22 protein-coding genes, 1 tRNA gene and 1 pseudogene are annotated in these 20,367 nt (G+C 70.0%); 16 read left to right on the top strand and 8 right to left on the bottom strand.

The window, feature by feature from the left end; all coding sequences use genetic code 11:
- Nucleotides 1-22 precede the first annotated feature (22 nt).
- From EOINJALH_RS27915 to hemW, 5 genes are all read left to right on the top strand, one after another.
- Nucleotides 23-991 (top strand): serine/threonine-protein kinase, encoded by a 969-nt coding sequence (locus EOINJALH_RS27915; RefSeq protein WP_088286382.1) that lies wholly within the window; start codon nt 23-25, stop codon nt 989-991.
- Nucleotides 992-1,092: 101 nt separating this feature from the next.
- Nucleotides 1,093-2,007 (top strand): PP2C family serine/threonine-protein phosphatase, encoded by a 915-nt coding sequence (locus EOINJALH_RS27920; RefSeq protein WP_088286384.1) that lies wholly within the window; start codon nt 1,093-1,095, stop codon nt 2,005-2,007.
- Nucleotides 2,008-2,017: 10 nt separating this feature from the next.
- Complete coding sequence (gene rph, locus EOINJALH_RS27925; RefSeq protein ID WP_088286386.1) at nt 2,018-2,761, top strand: ribonuclease PH; 744 nt, start codon at nt 2,018-2,020, stop codon at nt 2,759-2,761.
- A gap of 10 nt (nt 2,762-2,771) precedes the next feature.
- Nucleotides 2,772-3,407, top strand: coding sequence for a non-canonical purine NTP pyrophosphatase (locus EOINJALH_RS27930; protein ID WP_088286388.1), 636 nt, complete (start codon nt 2,772-2,774; stop codon nt 3,405-3,407).
- Nucleotides 3,408-3,409: 2 nt separating this feature from the next.
- Nucleotides 3,410-4,612 carry a radical SAM family heme chaperone HemW gene (gene hemW, locus EOINJALH_RS27935; protein ID WP_088286390.1) on the top strand — a complete coding sequence of 401 codons (1,203 nt, stop codon included), beginning with the start codon at nt 3,410-3,412 and terminating at the stop codon, nt 4,610-4,612.
- Between the two features lie 31 nt (nt 4,613-4,643).
- On the opposite strand, the gene EOINJALH_RS27940 is transcribed toward hemW, so the two are convergent.
- Genes EOINJALH_RS27940 through EOINJALH_RS27950 form a run of 3 tightly spaced genes read right to left on the bottom strand, consistent with a single transcriptional unit; the run spans nt 4,644 to nt 7,347 of the window.
- Complete coding sequence (locus EOINJALH_RS27940) at nt 4,644-5,762, bottom strand: chemotaxis response regulator protein-glutamate methylesterase (protein WP_088286456.1); 1,119 nt, start codon at nt 5,760-5,762, stop codon at nt 4,644-4,646.
- A gap of 24 nt (nt 5,763-5,786) precedes the next feature.
- The gene (cheD, locus tag EOINJALH_RS27945) at nt 5,787-6,467 is read right to left on the bottom strand and encodes a chemoreceptor glutamine deamidase CheD (RefSeq protein WP_088286392.1); all 681 of its coding nucleotides are present in this window, start codon (nt 6,465-6,467) and stop codon (nt 5,787-5,789) included.
- 19 nt (nt 6,468-6,486) lie between these two features.
- Nucleotides 6,487-7,347: a CheR family methyltransferase gene (locus EOINJALH_RS27950; protein WP_088286394.1), complete on the bottom strand. Its 861-nt coding sequence runs from the start codon at nt 7,345-7,347 to the stop codon at nt 6,487-6,489.
- Nucleotides 7,348-7,497: 150 nt separating this feature from the next.
- Between EOINJALH_RS27950 and EOINJALH_RS27955 the strand changes: the two genes are divergently transcribed.
- From EOINJALH_RS27955 to EOINJALH_RS27965, 3 genes are read left to right on the top strand one after another with little or no spacing between them, the layout of a single operon-like run.
- The gene (locus tag EOINJALH_RS27955) at nt 7,498-8,310 is read left to right on the top strand and encodes a GGDEF domain-containing protein (RefSeq protein ID WP_310732354.1); all 813 of its coding nucleotides are present in this window, start codon (nt 7,498-7,500) and stop codon (nt 8,308-8,310) included.
- Nucleotides 8,307-9,128 carry a MinD/ParA family protein gene (locus EOINJALH_RS27960; protein ID WP_088286396.1) on the top strand — a complete coding sequence of 274 codons (822 nt, stop codon included), beginning with the start codon at nt 8,307-8,309 and terminating at the stop codon, nt 9,126-9,128. The genes EOINJALH_RS27955 and EOINJALH_RS27960 overlap by 4 nt, the downstream gene beginning before the upstream one ends.
- 4 nt (nt 9,129-9,132) lie before the next feature.
- On the top strand, nt 9,133-9,540 hold the full coding sequence (locus EOINJALH_RS27965) for a group II truncated hemoglobin (RefSeq protein ID WP_088286460.1): 408 nt from the start codon (nt 9,133-9,135) through the stop codon (nt 9,538-9,540).
- A 19-nt stretch (nt 9,541-9,559) separates the two neighbouring features.
- Here EOINJALH_RS27965 and EOINJALH_RS27970 read toward each other — a convergent pair whose 3' ends face one another.
- Complete coding sequence (locus EOINJALH_RS27970) at nt 9,560-10,207, bottom strand: Smr/MutS family protein (RefSeq protein WP_088286398.1); 648 nt, start codon at nt 10,205-10,207, stop codon at nt 9,560-9,562.
- Nucleotides 10,208-10,274: 67 nt separating this feature from the next.
- Nucleotides 10,275-10,949, bottom strand: coding sequence for a DNA repair protein RadC (gene radC / locus EOINJALH_RS27975; RefSeq protein ID WP_088286400.1), 675 nt, complete (start codon nt 10,947-10,949; stop codon nt 10,275-10,277).
- Nucleotides 10,950-11,066: 117 nt separating this feature from the next.
- On the opposite strand from radC, the gene EOINJALH_RS27980 reads away from it, so the two are divergent.
- The 5 genes from EOINJALH_RS27980 to EOINJALH_RS28000 all read left to right on the top strand — a co-directional run bounded on the left by EOINJALH_RS27980 (nt 11,067) and on the right by EOINJALH_RS28000 (nt 15,385).
- A complete protein-coding gene (locus tag EOINJALH_RS27980; protein WP_088286402.1) occupies nt 11,067-11,510 on the top strand; it encodes a peptidylprolyl isomerase in 444 nt (147 codons plus the stop codon).
- Nucleotides 11,510-12,478 carry a 4-hydroxy-3-methylbut-2-enyl diphosphate reductase gene (gene ispH, locus EOINJALH_RS27985; RefSeq protein ID WP_088286404.1) on the top strand — a complete coding sequence of 323 codons (969 nt, stop codon included), beginning with the start codon at nt 11,510-11,512 and terminating at the stop codon, nt 12,476-12,478. The genes EOINJALH_RS27980 and ispH overlap by 1 nt, the downstream gene beginning before the upstream one ends.
- A gap of 87 nt (nt 12,479-12,565) precedes the next feature.
- A complete protein-coding gene (gene serS / locus EOINJALH_RS27990; RefSeq protein ID WP_088286406.1) occupies nt 12,566-13,861 on the top strand; it encodes a serine--tRNA ligase in 1,296 nt (431 codons plus the stop codon).
- Nucleotides 13,862-13,939: 78 nt separating this feature from the next.
- Nucleotides 13,940-14,030, top strand: a tRNA-Ser gene (locus tag EOINJALH_RS27995).
- Nucleotides 14,031-14,161: 131 nt separating this feature from the next.
- A complete protein-coding gene (locus EOINJALH_RS28000; protein ID WP_199873492.1) occupies nt 14,162-15,385 on the top strand; it encodes a site-specific integrase in 1,224 nt (407 codons plus the stop codon).
- A 518-nt stretch (nt 15,386-15,903) separates the two neighbouring features.
- On the opposite strand, the gene EOINJALH_RS28005 is transcribed toward EOINJALH_RS28000, so the two are convergent.
- The 3 genes from EOINJALH_RS28005 to EOINJALH_RS33075 all read right to left on the bottom strand — a co-directional run bounded on the left by EOINJALH_RS28005 (nt 15,904) and on the right by EOINJALH_RS33075 (nt 18,038).
- On the bottom strand, nt 15,904-16,680 hold the full coding sequence (locus EOINJALH_RS28005; protein WP_088286408.1) for an alpha/beta hydrolase: 777 nt from the start codon (nt 16,678-16,680) through the stop codon (nt 15,904-15,906).
- 351 nt (nt 16,681-17,031) lie between these two features.
- Nucleotides 17,032-17,664 carry a KUP/HAK/KT family potassium transporter gene (locus tag EOINJALH_RS28010; RefSeq protein WP_234414079.1) on the bottom strand — a complete coding sequence of 211 codons (633 nt, stop codon included), beginning with the start codon at nt 17,662-17,664 and terminating at the stop codon, nt 17,032-17,034.
- Nucleotides 17,562-18,038 carry a KUP/HAK/KT family potassium transporter gene (locus EOINJALH_RS33075; RefSeq protein WP_234414080.1) on the bottom strand — a complete coding sequence of 159 codons (477 nt, stop codon included), beginning with the start codon at nt 18,036-18,038 and terminating at the stop codon, nt 17,562-17,564. The genes EOINJALH_RS28010 and EOINJALH_RS33075 overlap by 103 nt, the downstream gene beginning before the upstream one ends.
- Here EOINJALH_RS33075 and EOINJALH_RS28015 point away from each other — a divergent pair.
- From EOINJALH_RS28015 to bchD, 3 genes and pseudogenes are all read left to right on the top strand, one after another.
- Nucleotides 18,025-18,213 (top strand): DUF1499 domain-containing protein, encoded by a 189-nt coding sequence (locus EOINJALH_RS28015; protein WP_234414081.1) that lies wholly within the window; start codon nt 18,025-18,027, stop codon nt 18,211-18,213. The two genes, EOINJALH_RS33075 and EOINJALH_RS28015, sit on opposite strands and share 14 nt — an antisense overlap.
- A 131-nt stretch (nt 18,214-18,344) precedes the next feature.
- Nucleotides 18,345-19,370 carry a magnesium chelatase ATPase subunit I gene (gene bchI, locus EOINJALH_RS28020; RefSeq protein WP_088286410.1) on the top strand — a complete coding sequence of 342 codons (1,026 nt, stop codon included), beginning with the start codon at nt 18,345-18,347 and terminating at the stop codon, nt 19,368-19,370.
- Nucleotides 19,371-19,655: 285 nt separating this feature from the next.
- Nucleotides 19,656-20,367: pseudogene (gene bchD, locus EOINJALH_RS28025) on the top strand (magnesium chelatase ATPase subunit D); the annotation flags it as partial.

Consider the following 20,367-nt stretch of genomic DNA (forward strand, 5'->3'; position numbering starts at 1 on the left):
AGCACCCGCCAAATTCGCAATTATGTCAAAGCCCAAGCCTGCGCCGTTGCCAGCGGGCACCGTGGTGGGGGGCTATTCGATCGTCAAGAAACTGGCGGCCGGCGGCTTCGGCGTGGTGTATCTGGCCGAGGACGACGAGCGTCGTTCGGTGGCCATCAAGGAGTATCTGCCTGCATCGCTGGCCGAACGGTCGCCAGGTGAACTCACCCCACGCGTCAAGCCCGAGAAGCAGCCGCTGTACCGGCTGGGGCTGAAGAGCTTCTTCGAAGAAGGCCGGTCACTGGCGCAGATCTCGCATTCGAGCGTGGTCTCGGTGCTCAACTTCTTCCGCGAGAACGAAACCGTCTACATGGTGATGAACTACCTGCAGGGCGACACCCTGCAGGATTTCATCGTCACCGCGCGCGACCTGAAGCGTGACAAGGTGTTTCGCGAGTCGACCATCCGCAGCCTGTTCGACGAGATCCTGCGCGGCCTGCGCATCGTGCACCAGCACAAGATGCTGCACCTCGACATCAAGCCGGCCAACATCTTCATCACCAACGACAACAAGGCGGTGATGCTCGATTTCGGCGCTGCGCGCGAGGTGCTGAGCAAGGAAGGCAACTTCATCCGCCCGATGTACACGCCGGGCTTCGCGGCGCCCGAGATGTACCGGCGCGATGGCGCGCTTGGCCCCTGGACCGACATCTATGCCATCGGTGCCTGCATCTACGCCTGCATGCAGGGTTACCCGCCCAACGATGCGCCGCAGCGCATCGAGAAGGACCGGCTGGCACTGTCGCTGTCCCGGCTGCGCAACGTGTACTCCGACAACCTGATCGAGGTCACCGAGTGGTGCATGTCGCTCGACCCCTTGTCGCGCCCGCAGAGCGTGTTCGCCCTGCAGAAGGAACTGGCACGAGAGACCGAACGCCGGTACACCAAGCTGAGCTTCAGCGAACGGCTGAAGCTGCAGATCGAGAACCTCAAGTCAGGCGCCAAGCCATGACTTGCACCCCCCACGTCGCCTTGCGCCTGCCCCCCGAGGGGGCGCAGGCCGCCCTTGGGACGGCCCGGCGGGCGGCCTGATCGCGCACACCGAGAGCAGTCATGCGATTTTCCGTGTACCAGGTGAGCCGCCGCGGCGGCCGCGAGAAGAACGAAGACCGCATGGGCTACTGCTATACGCGCAGCTCGGGGCTCTTCGCATTGGCCGACGGCATGGGCGGCCACCCCGAGGGCGAGGTGGCCTCGCAGCTGGCGTTGCAGACGCTCGCCGCGCTGTTCCAGCGCGAGGCCAAGCCTGGCCTGCGCGACCCGATGCGCTTTCTCAACGATGCCATCCTCGCCGGCCACCATCAGCTGCTGCGCTATGCCACCGACAAGGCGCTGCTCGACACGCCGCGCACCACGGTGGTCGCCTGCCTGCTGCAGGGCCGCGCGGCGTACTGGGCCCATTGCGGCGATTCGCGGCTGTACCTGGTCCGCGGCGACAAGCTGATCGCCCGCACCCGCGACCATTCCTACACCGAACTGCAGGACACCATGGCGCAGGTGGTGCCCATCGGCCAGCGCTTCAACCGCAACGTGCTGTTCACCTGCCTGGGCTCGCCGGGCAAGCCGGTGGTCGACACGGCCGGTCCGCTGCTGATGCAGCCGGGCGACAAGGTGCTGCTGTGCTCCGACGGCCTGTGGGGCAGCATCAGCGATTCCACGATCACCGAGCACCTGGCGTCGCGGCCCATCTCCGATGCCGTGCCCGAACTCGCCGAGAAGGCGCTGCGCCATGCCGGCGAGCGCAGCGACAACGTCACCGTGCTGGCGGTCGAGTGGGAGGCGTCCGAAGACGCCGACTCGACGCTCGCGGTGTCCACCCGATCCCTGGGCGACGAGGTGTTCGCCTCGACGATCCAGGCCACCCTGGCCGGCGAAGCCGCGCCGGACGACCTGGACGACGCCGAGATCGAGCGGTCCATCCGCGAGATCAACGAAGCGATCCGCAAGTCGTCGCAGAAAAAGAGCTGAGGTTCTTCCCATGAGTGATTTCCAGCGCGCGGGCGGCCGTGCGAAGGACGCCTTGCGTCCCGTCATCATCACCCGCGGCTTCACCCGCCATGCCGAAGGGTCGGTGCTGGTGTGCTTCGGCCACACGCAGGTGCTGTGCACCGCGTCGGTGGAAGAGAAGGTGCCGCCGCACAAGCGCGGCAGCGGCGAAGGCTGGGTGACGGCCGAGTACGGCATGCTGCCCCGCGCCACCCACACCCGCGGAGACCGCGAGGCCGCGCGCGGCAAGCAGAGCGGGCGCACGCAGGAGATCCAGCGCCTGATCGGCCGCTCGCTGCGCTGCGTGTTCGACCTGAAGGCGCTCGGCGAGCGCAGCATCCTGATCGACTGCGACGTGCTGCAGGCCGATGGCGGCACGCGCACCGCGGCCATCACCGGCGCCTGGGTCGCCGCGCACGACGCGGTGAGCTGGCTCATCTCGCAGGGCAAGCTCGAGCGCAGCCCGATCCGCAACTCGGTGGCGGCGGTGTCTGTGGGCATCGTGGAAGGCACGCCGCTGCTCGACCTCGAGTACACCGAGGACTCGTCGTGCGACACCGACATGAATGTCGTCATGACCGGCACCGGGGGCTTCGTCGAGGTGCAGGGCACGGCCGAGGGGGCCTCGTTCTCGCGCGCCGAGATGGACGCCCTGCTGAACCTGGCCGACAAGGGCATCCGCGAACTCGCGCTCGCCCAGCAGACGGCGCTGGCCAGCCCGCTGGCGCACCGCTGAGGCGCCGACCATGCGCCTGGTGCTGGCCTCCAACAACGCGAAGAAGCTGTCCGAGCTGCGCGCGCTCTTCGGCGGCCTGCCACTCGACCTGGTCGCGCAGGGCACACTCGACATCGCCGAAGCCGACGAGCCGCACCACACCTTCGTCGAGAACGCATTGGCCAAGGCGCGCCAGGCGGCCGCGGCCAGCGGCGGCGCGGCGATCGCCGACGACTCCGGCCTGTGCGTGCACGCGCTGGGCGGGGCCCCGGGGGTGATTTCCGCTCACTTTGCGGGGGAGGTGCCAGACTCACCGGGCGAAGACCGCGAGGCACGCCGCCGCCGCCAGGACGCCGCCAACAACGCCTGCCTGCTCGAGCGCCTGGCCGGCATCGCCGACCGGCGCGCGCATTTCATCAGCACGCTGGTGGCGCTGCGCCATGCCGACGATCCCGAGCCGCTGGTGGCCGTGGGCCGCTGGCCCGGCGAGATCCTGCTGGCACCGCGTGGCGAGCAGGGCTTCGGCTACGACCCGCTGATGCACATCCCAGCGCTCGGCGCCACGGTGGCCGAACTGGCCGCCGATGTGAAGAACCAGCACAGCCACCGCGCCCGCGCGGCAGCGCAGATGCGGGGGCTGCTGCGCGAGGCCTGGCACCTGGGGTGAGCATGGACCTGGTCCAGCGCTACCTGCGCCCCGGCACGCTGCAACTCGGTGAATCGCCACCGCTGTCGCTGTATGTGCACCTGCCGTGGTGCCTGGCCAAGTGCCCATACTGCGATTTCAACTCCCACGCCATGCCCGCCGGTGCCGGGGGCATGCCCGAGGCACGCTACCTCGATGCGCTGATGGCCGACCTCGAAGCGGCGTTGCCGCAGGTGTGGGGCCGGCCGGTGGTCAGCGTGTTCATCGGTGGCGGCACGCCCAGCCTGTTCTCGCCCGAGGGCATCGACCGCCTGCTCGGCGGCATCCGGGCCCGCCTGCCGCTGGAGGCCGGCTGCGAGATCACGCTGGAGGCCAACCCCGGCACCTTCGAGCGCGAACGCTTCAAGGCCTTCCGCGCGGCCGGCGTCACCCGGCTGTCGATCGGCGTGCAGAGCTTCGACGACACCATGCTGAAGGCGCTGGGCCGCGTGCACGACGGCGCGCAGGCCAGGGCGGCCATCGCCGAGGCGCGCGAGGCCTTCGACACCTTCAACATCGACCTGATGTACGCGCTGCCGGGGCAGGACCTGGCCCACCTTCAGGCCGACCTGGACCAGGCGCTGGCCTTCGAGCCGCCGCACCTGTCGATCTACCACCTGACGATCGAGGCCAACACGCGCTTCGCGGTCGCGCCGCCCACCGGCCTGCCCGACGACGACCTGGCCAGCGACATGCTCGACCTCATCACCGAGCGCACCGCCGCCACCGGGCTGCAGCGCTACGAGGTGTCGGCCTTCGCGCGGCCCGGCCACCGCTGCGCGCACAACCTGAACTACTGGCGCTTCGGCGATTACCTGGGCATCGGCGCCGGTGCGCACGGCAAGCTGAGCTACCCGCACCGCGTGGTGCGGCAGGTGCGCTGGCGCGAGCCGATGGGCTACATCGAGAAGGCCCTGGCCGGCCAGGCGATGAGCAACGACGACGAGGTGCCGCGCGCGCAACTGCCCTTCGAGTACATGCTCAATGCGCTGAGGTTGCGCGAGGGCTTCGCGCTGGCCGACTACCAGGCCCGCACCGGGCTGCCGCTGTCGTCGATCGCGGCGCCGCTGGCGCAGGCCGAGGCCCGCGGCCTGGTCGAGCGCGACGCCGCGCGGGTGTGGCCCACGGTGCGCGGCTTCGATTTCCTGTCCGACCTGCAGCAGTTGTTCCTGCCGGCCGATCGCTGAACGGGCCGGCGCTGCGCGCCGACCGCGCTGCTCAGACCCGGTGCATCGCCGCGCCCACCGTGCTGCGCAGGCGCTCGATCAGGGCCGCCGCGATGCGCTGCAGCGGCAGCACCTCGTGGGCCGCGCCCTGCGCGATGGCCTCGCGTGGCATGCCGAAGACGACGCAGCTTTGCTCGTCCTGGCAGACGTTCCAGCTGCCGGCGTCGCGCATGGCCTTCATGGCCTTTGCGCCATCGGCGCCCATGCCGGTGAGCATCACGGCCACCGCATTCGGCCCGACGACCCGGGCCGCCGAGTCGAACAGCACCTCCACCGAGGGCTTGTGGCGGTTCACCGGTTCGCCGTCGCGCACCCGCGCCAAGTAATTGGCGCCCGAGCGCTCCACCGACAGGTGCATGCCCCCCGGCGCGATGTAGGCATGGCCGGGCAGCACGCGGTCGCCGTCGACGGCCTCCTTCACGCGGATGCGGCACAGGCCGTCCAGCCGCGTGGCGTAGCTGCGGGTGAAGCCAGGCGGCATGTGCTGCGTGATCATCACCGCCGGCGCGTCGTGCGGCAGGTTCATCAGCACTTCCTTGGTGGCTTCGGTGCCGCCGGTGGACGCACCGATGAAGATGATCTTCTCGGTCGACAGCCGCCCCATACCGGCCATCGGCGCCGCAGCGCGCACGCCCTGGGCCGCGGCCGACGCGGCACCGCCGGCCGCGCCCGTGGCAGCCCCCGCCGCGGCCGGCGGCAGGCGGCGCACATGGGCCTTCGACGCCGTGCGGATCTTCTCGGTGATGTCCTCGGCGAGCTGCCGCAGGCCGTCGGCCACGCCGATCTTGGGCTTGGCCACGAAGTCGATCGCGCCCAGTTCCAGCGCACGCAGCGTCACCTCGGCGCCGCGCTCGGTGAGCGTGCTCACCATCACCACCGGCATCGGCCGCAGGCGCATCAGCTTGGCCAGGAAGTCGATGCCGTCCATGCGCGGCATCTCCACGTCGAGCGTGATCACGTCGGGGTCGAGGTTGCGGATCATCTCGCGCGCGACGAAGGGGTCGCTGGCGGCACCGACGCAGGTCATGTCGGGTTGTCGGTTGATGATCTCGGTGAGCAGACCGCGCACCAGCGCCGAGTCGTCCACCACCACCACGCGGGTCTTGCCCATCTTGTCGTGCTCCATGTCGAAAGCTCAGAACAGGTCGACCGAGCCGGCGCCGGCGTTGGCCGGCACGGGTTTCTGCGCCGCAGCGCGGTCCTGGGCCACCAGCGCCTCGGCGTGGGCGGGGGCCAGGCGCTTGACCATGGCCTTGCCGCTGGCCGGCAGGAAGGCCACCTTGCGCGGATAGATCTCCAGCACGTCGCGGCTGACGATGGGGATGCGCTCGGTGTTGAGGTACTCGATGACGAACTGCGTGTTGCGCTCGCCGACGTTGATGCTGCTCATGCCGCTGATCACCGCGCCGCCGCCGAAGATCTTGGCCTCCAGCGTCGAGCGCGTGGCGCCGCGCTTCATCATCTCGTTGATCAGCAGTTCCATCGCGTACGAGCCGTAGCGCCCCGAGTCGCCCACGCCCTCGGGCAGCATGAAGTGGTTCATGCCGCCGATGCGGCGATCGCGGTCCCACAGGCAGGCGGCGATGCACGAGCCCAGCGTGGTCGTGATGAGGATGTCCTCGTCGTGCACGAAGTACTCGCCCGGCAGCACCTTAACGCAGTCGTTGCGGAAGTGGGCGTCCCAGAAAAAGAACGAGGCCTCGCCGGCCTTGCGCGGTGCGGCCTTGAGCTTGTCCAGCCGCACGGAGCTGTTCAGCGAGGAGGTGGGACGGGCAGGGGCGCGCTGGGCGGCCGTGGCGGCAGGGGAGGGCAGCATGGGCGGGTCCTCGCGGCGGTCAGGCCCGTTCGTAGATCGTCTTGCCGCGCAGGCGGAAGAGATCTCGCGAATCGGTGAAGTTCTCGGAATGGCCCACGTACAGCAGGCCGCCGGGGCGGAGCACGCGGTGCATCTGCTGCAGCACGCGGCGCTGGGTCGGGGCGTCGAAGTAGATCATCACGTTGCGGCAGAAGATCATGTCGAACGGGTCGCCGAGCGACCAGTCGCGGCTCATCAGGTTGAACGACTTGAACTCGACCATCGAGGCGAGCTCGGGCTTGACGCGGACGAAGCCCTGGTTGTTGCCGCGGCCGCGCAGGAAGTGGCGTTGCAGCCGCTCGGCCGACAGGCCGCGGGCCGCCGCGTCGTAGACGCCGCGGCGGGCGGTGGCCAGCACCTTGGTGTCGATGTCGCTGGCCAGGATCTTCGGGCCGCCTTGGCCCAGCGTCTCGGACACGACCATCGCGATGGAGTACGGCTCCTCGCCGGTGGAGGCGGCGCTGCACCAGAGGCGCGGCTGGCGGCCCTGCACGGCGCGCAGGTCCTCGGCCAGGGCGTGGAAGTGATGCTCTTCACGGAAGAACGAGGTGAGGTTGGTGGTCAGGCAATTGACGAACTCCTGCCACTCCGATTCCGCATCCGCCCCGGTGGCCGACTGCAGCCACTGCAGGTAGCTGGCGAAGTCGCGGTGCGTGGTCTCGCGCAGGCGCCGCGACAGGCGGCTGTACACCATCGCCTGCTTGCCCGCGTGCAGGCTGATGCCGGCGCGCTGGTAGATCAGTTCGCGCACCTTGTCGAAGTCGGCCGGCGAAAAGCTGAACTCGGTGTCAGCACCGGGCGATGCTCGGGCCAGGTTGGGCAGGGCAGTGGTTTCGGTCATGTCGGGGCACTCGGCGGGGCTCGACGCAGTCTGACCCAGCCACAGGGCTGGCGGCCCCGCGAAGTACGCCCGCTTCACCGGGCATTTCGCGGCCAGTCGCCAATACCCCCACTGCTAGACTGGCCGTCACCCTTTCCACGATGCCCGTCTGTGGACTCCGCACCAGCGCCCGAACTCGCCGCCTTGCTTGCCGATCTGTCTTCGGTGCTCACCGAACGGCCGGTCGACCGCATGGGCGACGGCCTGTCTGCGCAAGGGGCCGAGACCACGCCTGGGGGCCTCCGGCTGGAATCCGCGCTGGCCCTGCTGCGCCACGCCGGGCAGGGCGAGCCGGCGGCGCCGGCCGGGTCGCCGGCGTGGCTGCAGGCGGTCATCGACGGCCTGGTGGACCTGTCCAGCCGCGATCCGCTCACCGGCCTGGCCAACCGCCGCAATTTCGAATTGGCGCTGGCCCGAGAGGTCGACCGCGTGGCGCGCGCCGGTGAATCGGCCCTGCTGCTGATGGTGGACATCGACCATTTCAAGCGTGTCAACGACACCCTGGGCCATGCCGCCGGCGACCTGGTGATCCAGGCGGTCGGCCAGGCGCTGGCCGAGACGGTGCGGCCGATGGACCTGGTCTCGCGCATCGGGGGCGAGGAGTTCGCCGTGGTGCTGCCCAATTGCCACTCGGCCTTCGGCCCCACCGTGGCCGACCGTGTGCGCAGCCGTGTGGCCCGCCACCAGGTGATGCTGCCCGACGGCCGCTCGGTGAGCGTGACGGTCAGTGTGGGCGGGGCGTTCGCGCCGCAGTGGGTGAGGTCGAGTCCGGCGCTGTGGATGCAGCGCGCCGATCGGCAGCTCTACCGTGCCAAGTCCGAGGGGCGCGACCGCGTCTGTCTCGAGCCATCGGCCCAGCTGCAGGTGAGCGCCGAGGAAAAAGGGCTGCTGTTCGCGGCCACACCGAGCCAGGACGACGAATGACGACGACAACGCCCGCCACGGCACTGCGCGGCGCACCGGCCGACCCGCCGCAAAAGGGGGCCCGCATCACCGCGGTCACCAGCGGCAAGGGTGGCGTGGGCAAGACCTTCGTGGCGGCCAACCTGGCCGCCGCCCTGGCGCGGCGCGGCGAGCGGGTGCTGGTGCTCGACGCCGACCTGGGCCTGGCCAACCTCGACGTGGTGCTGAACCTGTATTCCAAGCTCACGCTGCACGATGTGTTCACCGGCAAGCTGACGCTGGACGAGGCCATCCTGCCGGCGCCTGGCGGCTTCTCGGTGCTGCTGGCCGGATCGGGCATGGTCGAGTACTCGCGCATGACGCCCGAAGTGGGCGACAAGCTGCACGACGTGGTGGCCCGGCTGCGCCCGCGCTACGACCACGTGCTGCTCGACACCGGCGCCGGCATCTCCGACGTGGTGCTGTTCACCGTGTCGCTGGCCGATGAAGTGCTGATCGTCGCCACGCCCGAGCCCACCTCGCTGACCGACGCCTACGCCACCGTCAAGGTGCTGGTGGCCACGCAGCCGTTGCGGCCGATGCACCTGCTGGTCAACCAGGTGCAGCGCAGCGGTGAAGGCCGAGGTGTGCGCGCCCAGTTGCAGCAGGTGGTGGACCGTTTCGTCAACCCGGGCCGTGAGCAGCCGCTGAAGCTGTCGCTGATCGGCGAGGTGCCGCACGACGTGGCGGTGCGCGAGGCCGTGCAGCGGCGACAATTGCTGCTCGACACCCTGCCGGGCTGTGCCGCGGCCCGCGCGCTGGCGCTGGCTGCAGGCCGCCTGGCCGGCGACACCCCCTGATGCCGTGACCGAACCCGACACCCCCGAGCCCGGCCCGACCCCCTTCGAACGCCTGGGTGGCGAAGCCGCGGTGCGCGCGCTGGTCGACCGTTTCTACGACCTGATGGACCTGGAGCCGGCCGCGGCCGGCATCCGCCGCCTGCACCCCACCGACCTGTCGGGCTCGCGCGACAAGCTGCACTGGTTCCTGTGCGGCTGGCTGGGCGGTCCCAGCCACTACACCGACCGCTTCGGCCACCCCCGTCTGCGCGCCCGCCACCTGCCCTTTGCCATCGGCATCGCCGAGCGCGACCAGTGGATGGCCTGCATGGTGCAGGCGATGGCCGAAATGGAGGTCGACCCGGCCCTGGCCGAGCGCCTGGCCGCCAGCTTCTTCGGCACGGCCGACTGGATGCGCAACCAGGGCGGCTGACCCGCCCCGGGCCGGGCCGTCACAGGCCCGCGAGCAGCACCACCAGCGCGCCCGCGCCGCCCTGCGGCCCCGTGGCCTGCGCGAAGGCGATGACCTCGTTGCGCTGCGCCAGCCAGCGCTGCACCTTGGCCTTCAGCACCGATTGCCGCCCCGGCGAGCCGTGGCCCTTGCCGTGCACGACGCGGATGCAGCGCATGCCACGCCGGTGGGCCTCGCGCACGAAGGCGGCCAGCGCGTCGCGCGCCTCCTCGCGGTTCAGGCCGTGCAGGTCGAGCTGGCCCTGCAGCGCCCAGTGGCCGCGGCGCAGCCGCGTCACCACGTCGGGGCCGATGCCGGCGCGTCGGAAGCTCAGGCCGTCGTCGGTGAGCAGCAGCGATTCGAGCGTCACCTCGTCGGACATCGACGCGCGCACGGCGGCCTGCTCGTCCAGCTCGCGTTGCCGCGGGTGCGGTGGCGGGCGCGGCAGGTCGATCTCGGCCATGCCACGGTCGCGGATCGGGTGCACCGGGCCCACGCTGCGCGCGAACAGGTCGTGCTGCACCTGCTGGCGCCGCCGCTGGTCGCGTTCGCGCAACGCGCGCTCGGCGGTCTCGCGCTCGTGTCGCCGGTTCGTCTCGCGCGCGGCCTTCCAGTGCGGGCCGAGCTCGGTGAGGCTGCGCAGCTTCACGGTCGGCGACCTCTGTGCGGCGGCCTTGCCGCAGCGGCTGGCCCCAGGCCGACGAAGCCCGCCCTCGTCACAGCAAGCCCCGCTCGGCAAACGACACCACCGCGCCACGCCCCACCACCAGGTGGTCGAGCACGCGCACGTCCACCAGCGCCAGCGCGTTCTTCAGCGCCTGGGTCAGGAACTCGTCGGCGTGCGACGGCTCGGCCATGCCCGACGGGTGGTTGTGGGCCAGGATCACCGCCGCCGCGTTGCGCGACATCGCGCGGCGCACCACCTCGCGCGGGTACACGCTGGTCTGCGCCAGGGTGCCGCGGAACATCTCTTCCAGGCCCAGCAGCCGGTGCTGGCTGTCGAGGAAGAGCACCGCGAACACCTCGTGCGGCAATTCGCCCAGGTGCAGTTGCACATACTGCTTCACCTCGGCCGGCGACTCGAACACAGGCGCCGCGGACAGCCGCTGCGACAGCGCGCGGCGCGCCATCTCGATCACCGCGGCCAGCTCGGCCCGCTTGGCCGGGCCCAGGCCCTTGATGCCGCCCAGGTCGGCGATGTCGGCGTGCAGCAGGCCGCTGAATCCGCCGTGGCGTGCCAGCACCTGGTCGGCCAGTTGCAGCACGCCGGTGCCCTTCAGCCCAGTGCGCAGCAGCAGGGCCAGCAACTCGGCGTCGGCCAGGGCGGCAGGCCCCTGGGCCAGCAGCTTCTCGCGCGGTCGGGCCGCGGCGGGCAGGTCCTTGATCGACATGGCGGGGAGGTGGTGATGCGGCTGGCCGGGGGTGGGGGTGCGGCGCGTGCGCTGGGCGCCTCGTAGAATCGGGCCCAGTCTATTCGCTCGCTCCGAGCCTTCATCTCCCCCATTGGCGTGATCACCATTCAGGAGGGGTCGTTCCTGACCCTGCACTACCGGCTGTCGGAACCCGACGGTGTCGACGTCGTCAACACCTTCGGCGGGCCGCCCGCGACCCTGTCGCTCGGCGCCGGGCAACTGGCCCCGGCGGTGGAGCAACGGCTCATCGGCCTGGCCGAAGGCGCGCACGAGACCTTCACGCTGGCCGCCGGCGAAGCCTTCGGCGACCGCAACCCCGAGCTGGTGCAGCGGGTGAGCCTGGCGCTGCTGCACGAGCTGGGCGACGCCGACGCCACCTACGAGGTCGGCGACGCGGTGCAGTTCCCCACGCCCGACGGCACCGGCACCTACGCCGGCCTGGTGCGCGAGGTGGGCGACGGCTGGCTGCTGTTCGACTTCAACCACCCGCTGGCCGGCCGCGCGGTGGCGTTCGAAGTGCAGGTCATCGGCATCCTGTGATGAACACCCGGGTCGATGAAGTGCTGCTGGCCGAACCGCGGGGCTTCTGCGCCGGGGTCGACCGCGCCATCGAGATCGTCGAGCGGGCCCTGCAGCGCTACGGCGCCCCGATCTACGTGCGCCACGAGATCGTGCACAACACCTACGTCGTCAACGACCTCAAAGCCAAGGGCGCCATCTTCATCGAAGACCTGGCCGACGTGCCGCCCGGTGCCACGCTGGTGTTCAGCGCCCACGGCGTGGCCCGCTCGGTGCGCGACGAGGCCGCCGCGCGGGGCTTCCAGGTGTTCGACGCCACCTGCCCGCTGGTCACCAAGGTGCATGTCGAGGTGGCGAAGCTGGCCAAAGAGGGTTTCGAGTTCATCATGATCGGCCACAAGGGCCACCCCGAGGTCGAGGGCACGATGGGCCAGTTGTCCGAGGGCATCTACCTGGTCGAGGACGTGGCCGACGTGGCCAAGGTGCAACCGCGTGGCCGCAAGCTGGCGGTGGTGACGCAGACCACGCTGTCGGTGGACGATGCGGCGCAGATCCTGGCCGAGGTGAAGCGGCTGTTCCCGCACGTGCGCGAACCCAAGAAGCAGGACATCTGCTACGCCACGCAGAACCGCCAGGACGCGGTCAAGGTGATGGCGCCCCAGGTGGACATCGTCATCGTGGTCGGCAGCCCGACCAGCAGCAACAGCACCCGCCTGCGCGAACTGGCCGAGCGCCTGGGCACCCCCGCGCACATGGTCGATGCGGCCGACGACCTGCAGGCCGCCTGGTTCGACGGCCGGCCGCGCGTGGGCCTAACCGCCGGCGCGTCGGCACCCGACATCCTGGTGCAGCAGGTCATCGCGCGGCTCAAGGCGCTGGGGGCCACCAGTGTGCGGCGCATGGCCGGCGTCGAGGAAACGGTGCATTTCCCGCTGCCGCTGGGCCTGGGCGACCGGTCGATGCGCGAGTTCTCCGCCTCACGATCCTGACCCCCGTCGCCGTGTGCCTGACCAGCGCGTGAACGGCACCTCGAGGTGCCGTTTCGATGATTGCCCGACGTTTCCAAGGACCTTCCCATGCTCGACATCACCCTGCTGCGCCGCGACCTCGCCAGCGTCGTCGCCCGGCTCGACACCCGCAAGACCCCGCAACCCTTCCTCGACGTGGCGCGCTTCACCGCGCTCGAGGCCGAGCGCAAGACGCTGCAGACCCGCACCGAAGAGCTGCAGGCCCGGCGCAACAGCCTGTCCAAGCAGATCGGCATGGCCAAGGGCAAGGGCGATGACGCGTCGGCGCTGATGGCCGAAGTGGGCGGCATCGCCGACGAGATGAAGGCCGGCGCCGAGCGCCTGGAGGCCTTGCAGGCCGACCTGTCGCTGATGCTGATGAGCGTGCCCAACCTGCCCGATGCCAGCGTGCCGGTGGGTGCCGACGAGACCGCCAACGCCGAGGTGCGGCGCTGGGGCACGCCGGGAGTCTATGACTTCACGGTCAAGGACCACGTCGACCTGGGCGCGCCGCTGGGGCTGGACTTCGAGACCGGTGTCAAGCTGAGCGGCTCGCGCTTCACCTTCATGAAGGGCCCGGTGGCGCGGCTGCACCGCGCGCTCGCGCAGTTCATGCTGGACGTGCAGACCACCGAGCACGGCTACACCGAGTGCTACACGCCCTACATCGTCAACCGCGAGATCCTCGAAGGCACCGGTCAGTTGCCCAAGTTCAAGGAAGACATGTTCTGGGTGCTGCGCGGCGGCTCGGAGGAGCAGGCCGAGCAGTACCTGATCTCGACCTCGGAAATCTCGCTGACCAACAGCGTGCGCGAGCAGATCCTGCCGGCCGAGGCGCTGCCGGTGAAGCTCACCGCCCACAGCCCGTGCTTCCGGTCCGAGGCCGGCTCGGCCGGCCGCGACACCCGCGGCATGATCCGCCAGCACCAGTTCGACAAGGTCGAGATGGTGCAGGTGGTGTCGCCCGACCAGAGCGACGCTGCGCTCGAGCAGATGGTGGGCCACGCCGAGGCCATCCTGCGCATGCTCGAACTGCCGTACCGCGTGGTGCTGCTGTCCACCGGCGACATGGGCTTCGGCGCCACAAAGACCTACGACCTCGAGGTGTGGCTGCCGGCGCAGGCCACCTATCGCGAGATCAGCTCGTGCTCCAACTGCGGCGCCTTCCAGTCGCGGCGCATGCAGACGCGCTACCGCAACGCGCAGGGCAAGACCGAACTCGTGCACACGCTCAACGGCTCGGGCCTGGCCGTGGGCCGCACGCTGGTGGCGGTGCTCGAGAACCACCAGCAGGCCGATGGCAGCATCCGCGTGCCGGCCGCGCTGCGGCCCTACCTGGGGGGCCTGGAATCGATCCGCGCGTGATGCGCTAGAATTTGAGGCTTCACCCGCCGACCCCGGGTGAGGCTCTTCCGGCGCCAAGGTGCCGGACGGGAAGAATCAGGAGAGGTGGCAGAGTGGTCGAATGCGCCGGACTCGAAATCCGGTATACGGTTCTCCCGTATCGAGGGTTCGAATCCCTCCTTCTCCGCCAGTAGCATGCTTTGAAGAGGCCCCGCAAGGGGCCTTTTTCATGGGTGCAGCGGCTCAGAAGCTGGTACCGTGCGGTCCAACTCAATCCCATACAATCTCGTTTTCTATCGGGGGTAAGTAAGGGGTACAGCCATGCCGAGAAAGGCCCGCGAACTGTCTGCTCTGGAGGTCCGGCGCCTGGCGCAGCCGGGCCGCTGGAGTGTGGGGGGCGTCGACGGGCTGGCGCTGCAGGTCACCGCCGGCGGGGCGCGCAGCTGGGTTCTGCGGGTGACCATCAACGGTCGGCAGCGCGAAATGGGGCTGGGCAGCTTTCCGACGGTCACGCTGGCCGAAGCCCGAGAGAAGGCACGCAGCCACCGGGCCCTGGTCGAGCAGGGCACCGACCCGATTTCGCAGCGTGCGTCAGCCCGGAGCGCCGCCGCCGCCAAGCAAAGCACCCAGCAGACCTTCAGCGCCGTCGCGATGAAGTACATCGCCCAGCATGAGAAGGGCTGGAAGAACGCCAAGCACGGCGCGCAATGGAGCGCCACCCTTCAAGCCTACGCCGAACCGGTGATCGGGCCGCTGCTGGTCAGTGATGTGACTACAGCGCACGTGATCAAGGTGCTGGAGCCAATCTGGACGACGAAGACCGAGACTGCCAGCAGGGTTCGGTCCCGTATCGAGCTTGTTCTCGACTTCGCCGCCGCGCATGGACTGCGCGAAGGCCCCAACCCGGCGCGCTGGCGCGGTAATCTCGACGCCGCGCTGCCCAAGGCTTCCAAGGTAGCGAACGTCCAGCATCACGCGGCGGTGCCCGTGTCCGAGATGCCGAAGTTCATGGCCCGCCTGCGACTGCGAGCCGGGCAGGGCGCCAGGGCACTCGAGTTCGCGATCCTCACGGCGGCACGATCGGGCGAAGTCCGCGGGATGACCTGGGCGGAGGTGGATCTAGCGGCAATGCTTTGGACCGTGCCGGCGCAGCGGATGAAGGGCGGCCGCGAGCATCGGGTGCCGTTGTCTGCACCGGCGATGGCGCTGCTGCGCGCGCTGCCGGCCGGCGAGCCTGACAAGCTGGTACTTCCCGGCTTGCGTGGACCGCTTTCGGACATGAGCTTGACGGCAGTGCTCAGGCGCATGGGCGTGGACGCGACGGCACATGGCTTTCGGAGCAGCTTCCGGGACTGGACGTCCGAGCACACCAACTATCCCAGCGAGGTCGCCGAGATGGCACTGGCCCACACAGTCGCCAACAAAGTGGAGGCGGCCTATCGGCGAGGCGATCTGTTCGAGCGGCGGGTCTTGCTGATGGCTGAATGGGCGGCATTCCTGCAGGCGGGCGACCCCAAGCACGAGGCGACTGATGCGCCAGTGTGAGTCGGGCCGCCGCATCGATCTGGTCAGTGACGGCGCTCCAGCGCACATGATCGAGCGCCAGCCTCCCGCGCTGCCCATTCAAACTCACACCGCCCCTTGTAATCCGCGCGGCGGTTCAGTTCCACGAGGTTTCTTGTCTGACGTGGCCAGACGTTGTCCCGCTCCGTCACAGATGGCAAGCGCCCCTGATAAGCGATGTTGGCAATTCGGAACCGCGCTCGTTTGGCGGTCATTGCCGGCAGCCGCTTTACACTGGTTGCAGCCGTTCGGATTCGCCGGATGAATGTCGGCGGTTGCCTAAAGCTGCCAGCCAATGGTCGCCGGGGCGAGCGACCAGTCGACTCTGAAACTTGACGCTGGCAGGCATCGTCGTCGATGCAGATGGCCTCCAACCCGAGCGGGCGCACGTGCTCATGATCAGCTTGGCCGCATTCGCCGCTGCGGATGCAGACGGGCCGAGGCCTTCCGCAAGGGGTTGCGCGCCGACCCCGAACCCGGCGATCCCGCATTTGGCCGGCTCAGTGCATCCAGCGTGCCGCGGCGTCCAGCAGCCCCTGACGCACCCGCTGCTGGCGCGCCGGGTCGGTGTCGCCGCACGCGAGGCGGCACATCCAGTCGGTAGGCGACTCGAAGTCGCAGTGGGAAGAACCCGCGATCAGCTCATCGCGCCACAGCGCTGGCAGCACGGTGCCCCAGGGCGCGGCCACGGCTTCGGCGTTGCAGCGTGTCGGCGGTGCACGCAGCAGCAGCGCCTCAGTACGGAGCCGGCCGGCCGCCGCCAAGCCCAACCGCTCAGCTTCCCCAGTCATCGTGCGGTCGAACGGGTCCAGGCCGACGAATCCAACCACACCTGGCGTGTCCGCCGCCAGCAGGCTGGAAAGCGCGCCGGCGGAGAAGCCCACGAGCATGATCCGCTCCACAGGGGCGCCGAAGGTTCCGCCGGCGCGCAGCGAGCCCACGAGCACGGCGATGGCGCGGGCGTTACAGCGGAAGTCGAACGTGCAGGGCAGGTCCGGCGTCAGCGCCAGCACGCCGGCATCTGCCAGTGCCTGCGCATGGCCCGCCAACGTGGTCCGGCTGCGCGTGAAGCCGTGCGAGAGGATTGCAGCTCCGCGCACAGGACCGGCAGCCAGGAACACGTCCAGCGTCACGCGATGGCCGTCGAGTGCATACACCTGCGTCTGCACAGGCGACGGCGCAGCAGGCGCGGCCGCGGCGGACAAGGTGGCAATGGCGGCAGCCGCACCCACCAGCGCGGCGCAGACCAAGCGTGTATGGCGGATCAGCGCTTCCATTGGCGCATTGTCGGCGGCCGCGCTCGCGGACGGTCTGCACCTAGCTGCAACCGAGCTGCCGCAGCTTCCGGCCATACATGCGGATTGAGTATTGAGCGCACGGGATGGTGCTGTCCCGGCCGCTTTGCCTAGGGGTGCTGCCGCGTATCTGCGATGGCGCGCGGGACGGAAACCTAGCCACTGGGTGATGCCCCGCCGGCGTCAGCTTCCACGAGCAGCGAGCGGCAAGTCCCGACCCCAAGCTGTCGGTGGGAGCTCGAAATTCGAAGTCACAAAGCAGTCAACGCGTCGGAATTGATTTCAACGAAGTCGTCACCGACGATCCCGACCCGCGGCCTTCGGGCGCAAGCTTCAAATCTGCACTCGAGTGCCGAGCTCGACAACACAGTTGTGCGGCAACCTGAAGAAGTCCGCCACGCTTCCTGCGTTGCGCGACATGGTCGCGAAGAGGGCCTCTCTCCAATGTGCCATTCCCGCACCGCGCGTCGGGACAACGATCTCGCGGCTGAGGAAGTAGGAAATGGCGTCCTGATCGATGGGCAAGCCCTGCTTGGCGCACAGCTTCAGCGCTTTGGAGACTTCCGGCTCGTCCATGAAGCCGTAGTTCACCTGCACCCGCCAGAAGCCCTTGACCAGAGGCGTGACCTGTACACGCTCCACCTCAGGCACTTTGGGCACTTCCTCGAAGTTCACGGTCATGATCAGGTTCTGCTCATGCAGGACTTGGTAGTGCTTGATGTTGTGCATCAGCGCCTGGGGGACGGTGCCAGGATTGGCGACTGCGTACACCGCGGTGCGCGCCGCGCGATGGGCCGTTTCATCCTCGGCCAGTGAGGTGATGAAGGGCAGCAGTTCCGGGTCGTCGTTGCGAATGTGCTCGATCAGCAGTTCGCGGCCACACGCTTCCAGGTCGCCATGACGGCAAAGATCGCGGCCCCCATCACGAGCGGGAACCAGCCGCCCTGCAGGATCTTCAAGGAGCACGACACGACCAATACGGCGTCGATCACCAGGAAAGAGGCCGTGGCGGCCACCGCGAGTGCCAGCGTGTATTTCCAGACATGGTGCACGACGAAGAAGGTCAGCACCGTCGTTATAAACATCGTGACGGTGACAGCGATGCCGTAGGCCGAGGCCAGCGCCGATGAACTGCCGAAGCCCACCGTGGCCAGAACCACCGCGGCCATCACGACCCAGTTCACGAGGGGCACGCAGATCTGGCCGACCTCCTGTGCCGAGGTGTTGAGTATGCGCATGCGCGGCAGCAGGACGAGCTGGATGGCCTGCTTGGTCATCGAGTAGGCGCCCGAGATCCTGGCCTGCGAAGCGATGACCGAGGCAGCGGTGGCCAGCAGCACTGCAGGTGGAGTTCAGCACCCCCTGCTGCGCTTCGTCGACGATGCCGAGTTCTGGGTCGACCCGGCCGCGGGGGTGGTGCAGGTGCGCAGCGCTTCGCGCCTGGGCCGCAAAGACCTCGGCGTCAACCGCGACCGGATCGAGACCATCCGCGCGCGGTGGCGGGCGGGCGGCTGAGCGTCGCCGCGCCGCAGGGCCGATGCAGGATCGGTGCGGCTCGCCACACACCGCGCCAGTTGTCAATCAAGATTGACACATTCTTTGTATGTGCTACCGTGACACAAGAGCCACCCACCGAGAGTTCGCCCGTGCCAGCCAGCTTTCCTTTTTCCGCCATCGTCGGACAAGACGAGATGAAGCAGGCCATCCTCATCGCCGCCGTCGACGCCACGCTCGGCGGCGTGCTGGTGTTCGGCGACCGCGGCACCGGCAAGTCCACCGCGGTGCGGGCGCTGGCCGCGCTGCTGCCGAAGATGACCGCCGTGGTGGGCTGCCGCTACGGCTGCGACCCGGCCTCCCGCGTCGGCGCCTGCAGCGACTGTGCCGCGCTCGAGGGGCGCGGCAAGCCCAAGACGCACCAGGTGCCGGTGCCGGTGGTCGACCTGCCCCTGGGCGCCACCGAAGATCGCGTCGTCGGCGCGCTCGACCTCGAGCGGGCGCTGTCGCAGGGCATCAAGGCCTTCGAGCCCGGCCTGCTGGCGCGGGCCAACCGCGGCTTCCTGTACATCGACGAGGTCAACCTGCTGGAAGACCACCTCGTCGACCTGCTCATCGACGTCGCCGCCTCGGGCGAGAACGTGGTCGAGCGCGAGGGCCTGTCGGTGCGGCACCCCGCGCGCTTCGTGCTGGTGGGCAGCGGCAACCCCGAGGAGGGCGAGCTGCGGCCGCAGCTGCTCGACCGCTTCGGCCTGTCGGTGGAGGTGAAGACGCCCACCGACCTGCCCACGCGGGTGGAGGTGGTCAAGCGCCGCGACGCCTACGAGCGCGATCCGCATGCCTTCGTCGGGCACTGGCACAAGGAAGACGCAAAGCTGGCCAAGCGCATCGCCGCCGCGCGCACCCGCCTGCCCGAGGTGAGCGTGTCCGATGCCATCCTCGAGCGCGGCGCCACGCTGTGCATGGCGCTGGGCACCGACGGCCTGCGCGGCGAGCTCACGCTGATGCGCGCCGCCCGCGCGCTGGCCGCGCTGGACGGCGCCAAGGCCGTGACCGACCAGCACCTGCGCCGCATGGCGCCGTCGGCGCTGCGCCACCGACTGCGCCGCAACCCGCTCGACGATGCGGGCTCGACGGTGCGCGTCGAGCGCGCGCTGGCCGAGATGTTCGGGGCGTGACCGCGCCCGCCGGGTCCACGTCGCGTCGGCCGCACCGGGGCTTCGCATGACACGGCCGGGCCACGATCCCACGCCGGCCCGCCATTCCCCCGGGAGATCGGCCGATGCGCCCGTCGGACGCGGGTCTGCCATGCCCGCCGACCCCTGGGCCGACGCCCGCCGCGCTGCGGTGCTGCTGGCGCTCGATCCGCCGGGCCTGGGCGGCGCGCGCCTGCGCGGCGCGGCCGTGCGCAGCAGCGCCAGCCAGTGNGGCGGGCCGGCGTGGGATCGTGGCCCGGCCGTGTCATGCGAAGCCGCGGCGCGGCCGATGCGCGGCGCGAGCACTGGCTGGCGCTGCTGCGCACGGCCTGCCCGGCCGGCACGCCCTGGCAGCGCATGCCGCTGCACATCGACGACGACCGCCTGCTCGGCGGGCTCGACCTGGGCGCCACCCTGCAGCGCGGCCAGGCGGTGTCCCAGCCCGGCCTGCTGGCCCGCTGCGACGGCGGCTTCGTGCTGGCCGCGATGGCCGAGCGCATGAGCCCGGCCACCGCCGCGCGGCTGGCCATGGTGCTGGACACGCGGCAGGTGGCGATGCAGCGCCAGGGCCTGACCGCCAGCGCCCCGGCGCGCCTGGCGGTGGTGGCGCTGGACGAAGGCCGGGATGGCGACGAGGCCCCGCCCGCCGCGCTGCGCGAGCGGCTCGGCCTGCAGGTCGACCTGTCGGCGCTGCCGCTGCCCGGGGACGACGCACCGATGCTGCCGGCGGACGCGCTGGCCGACGCGCGGCGGCGCCTGCCGTCGGTGCGCTGCGACGACGCCATCGTGCAGGCGCTGTGCGAGGCGGCCGAGGCGCTGGGCGTGGCCTCGCTGCGTGCGCCGCTGTTCGCGCTGGCCGCGGCGCGCGCCCATGCGGCCTGGGCCGGGCGCGACGCGGTGCTGGCCGAGGACGCCGCCGTCGCCGCGCGCCTGGTGCTGGCGGTCAGGCCCTGGCGCTGCATCGCCACCTGCCGCGTGT

It is taken from the genome of Ideonella sp. A 288 (assembly GCF_002198735.1).
GTDB lineage: Bacteria > Pseudomonadota > Gammaproteobacteria > Burkholderiales > Burkholderiaceae_C > Pseudaquabacterium.

Coding starts and splice junctions, on each gene's coding strand:
- EOINJALH_RS27915 (WP_088286382.1), top strand. CDS start 23: ATGTCAAAGCCCAAGCCTGCGCCGTTGCCAGCGGGCACCGTGGTGGGG.
- EOINJALH_RS27920 (WP_088286384.1), top strand. CDS start 1,093: ATGCGATTTTCCGTGTACCAGGTGAGCCGCCGCGGCGGCCGCGAGAAG.
- rph (WP_088286386.1), top strand. CDS start 2,018: ATGAGTGATTTCCAGCGCGCGGGCGGCCGTGCGAAGGACGCCTTGCGT.
- EOINJALH_RS27930 (WP_088286388.1), top strand. CDS start 2,772: ATGCGCCTGGTGCTGGCCTCCAACAACGCGAAGAAGCTGTCCGAGCTG.
- hemW (WP_088286390.1), top strand. CDS start 3,410: ATGGACCTGGTCCAGCGCTACCTGCGCCCCGGCACGCTGCAACTCGGT.
- EOINJALH_RS27940 (WP_088286456.1), bottom strand. CDS start 5,762: ATGGGCAAGACCCGCGTGGTGGTGGTGGACGACTCGGCGCTGGTGCGC.
- cheD (WP_088286392.1), bottom strand. CDS start 6,467: ATGCTGCCCTCCCCTGCCGCCACGGCCGCCCAGCGCGCCCCTGCCCGT.
- EOINJALH_RS27950 (WP_088286394.1), bottom strand. CDS start 7,347: ATGACCGAAACCACTGCCCTGCCCAACCTGGCCCGAGCATCGCCCGGT.
- EOINJALH_RS27960 (WP_088286396.1), top strand. CDS start 8,307: ATGACGACGACAACGCCCGCCACGGCACTGCGCGGCGCACCGGCCGAC.
- radC (WP_088286400.1), bottom strand. CDS start 10,949: ATGTCGATCAAGGACCTGCCCGCCGCGGCCCGACCGCGCGAGAAGCTG.
- ispH (WP_088286404.1), top strand. CDS start 11,510: ATGAACACCCGGGTCGATGAAGTGCTGCTGGCCGAACCGCGGGGCTTC.
- serS (WP_088286406.1), top strand. CDS start 12,566: ATGCTCGACATCACCCTGCTGCGCCGCGACCTCGCCAGCGTCGTCGCC.
- EOINJALH_RS28000 (WP_199873492.1), top strand. CDS start 14,162: ATGCCGAGAAAGGCCCGCGAACTGTCTGCTCTGGAGGTCCGGCGCCTG.
- EOINJALH_RS28005 (WP_088286408.1), bottom strand. CDS start 16,680: ATGGAAGCGCTGATCCGCCATACACGCTTGGTCTGCGCCGCGCTGGTG.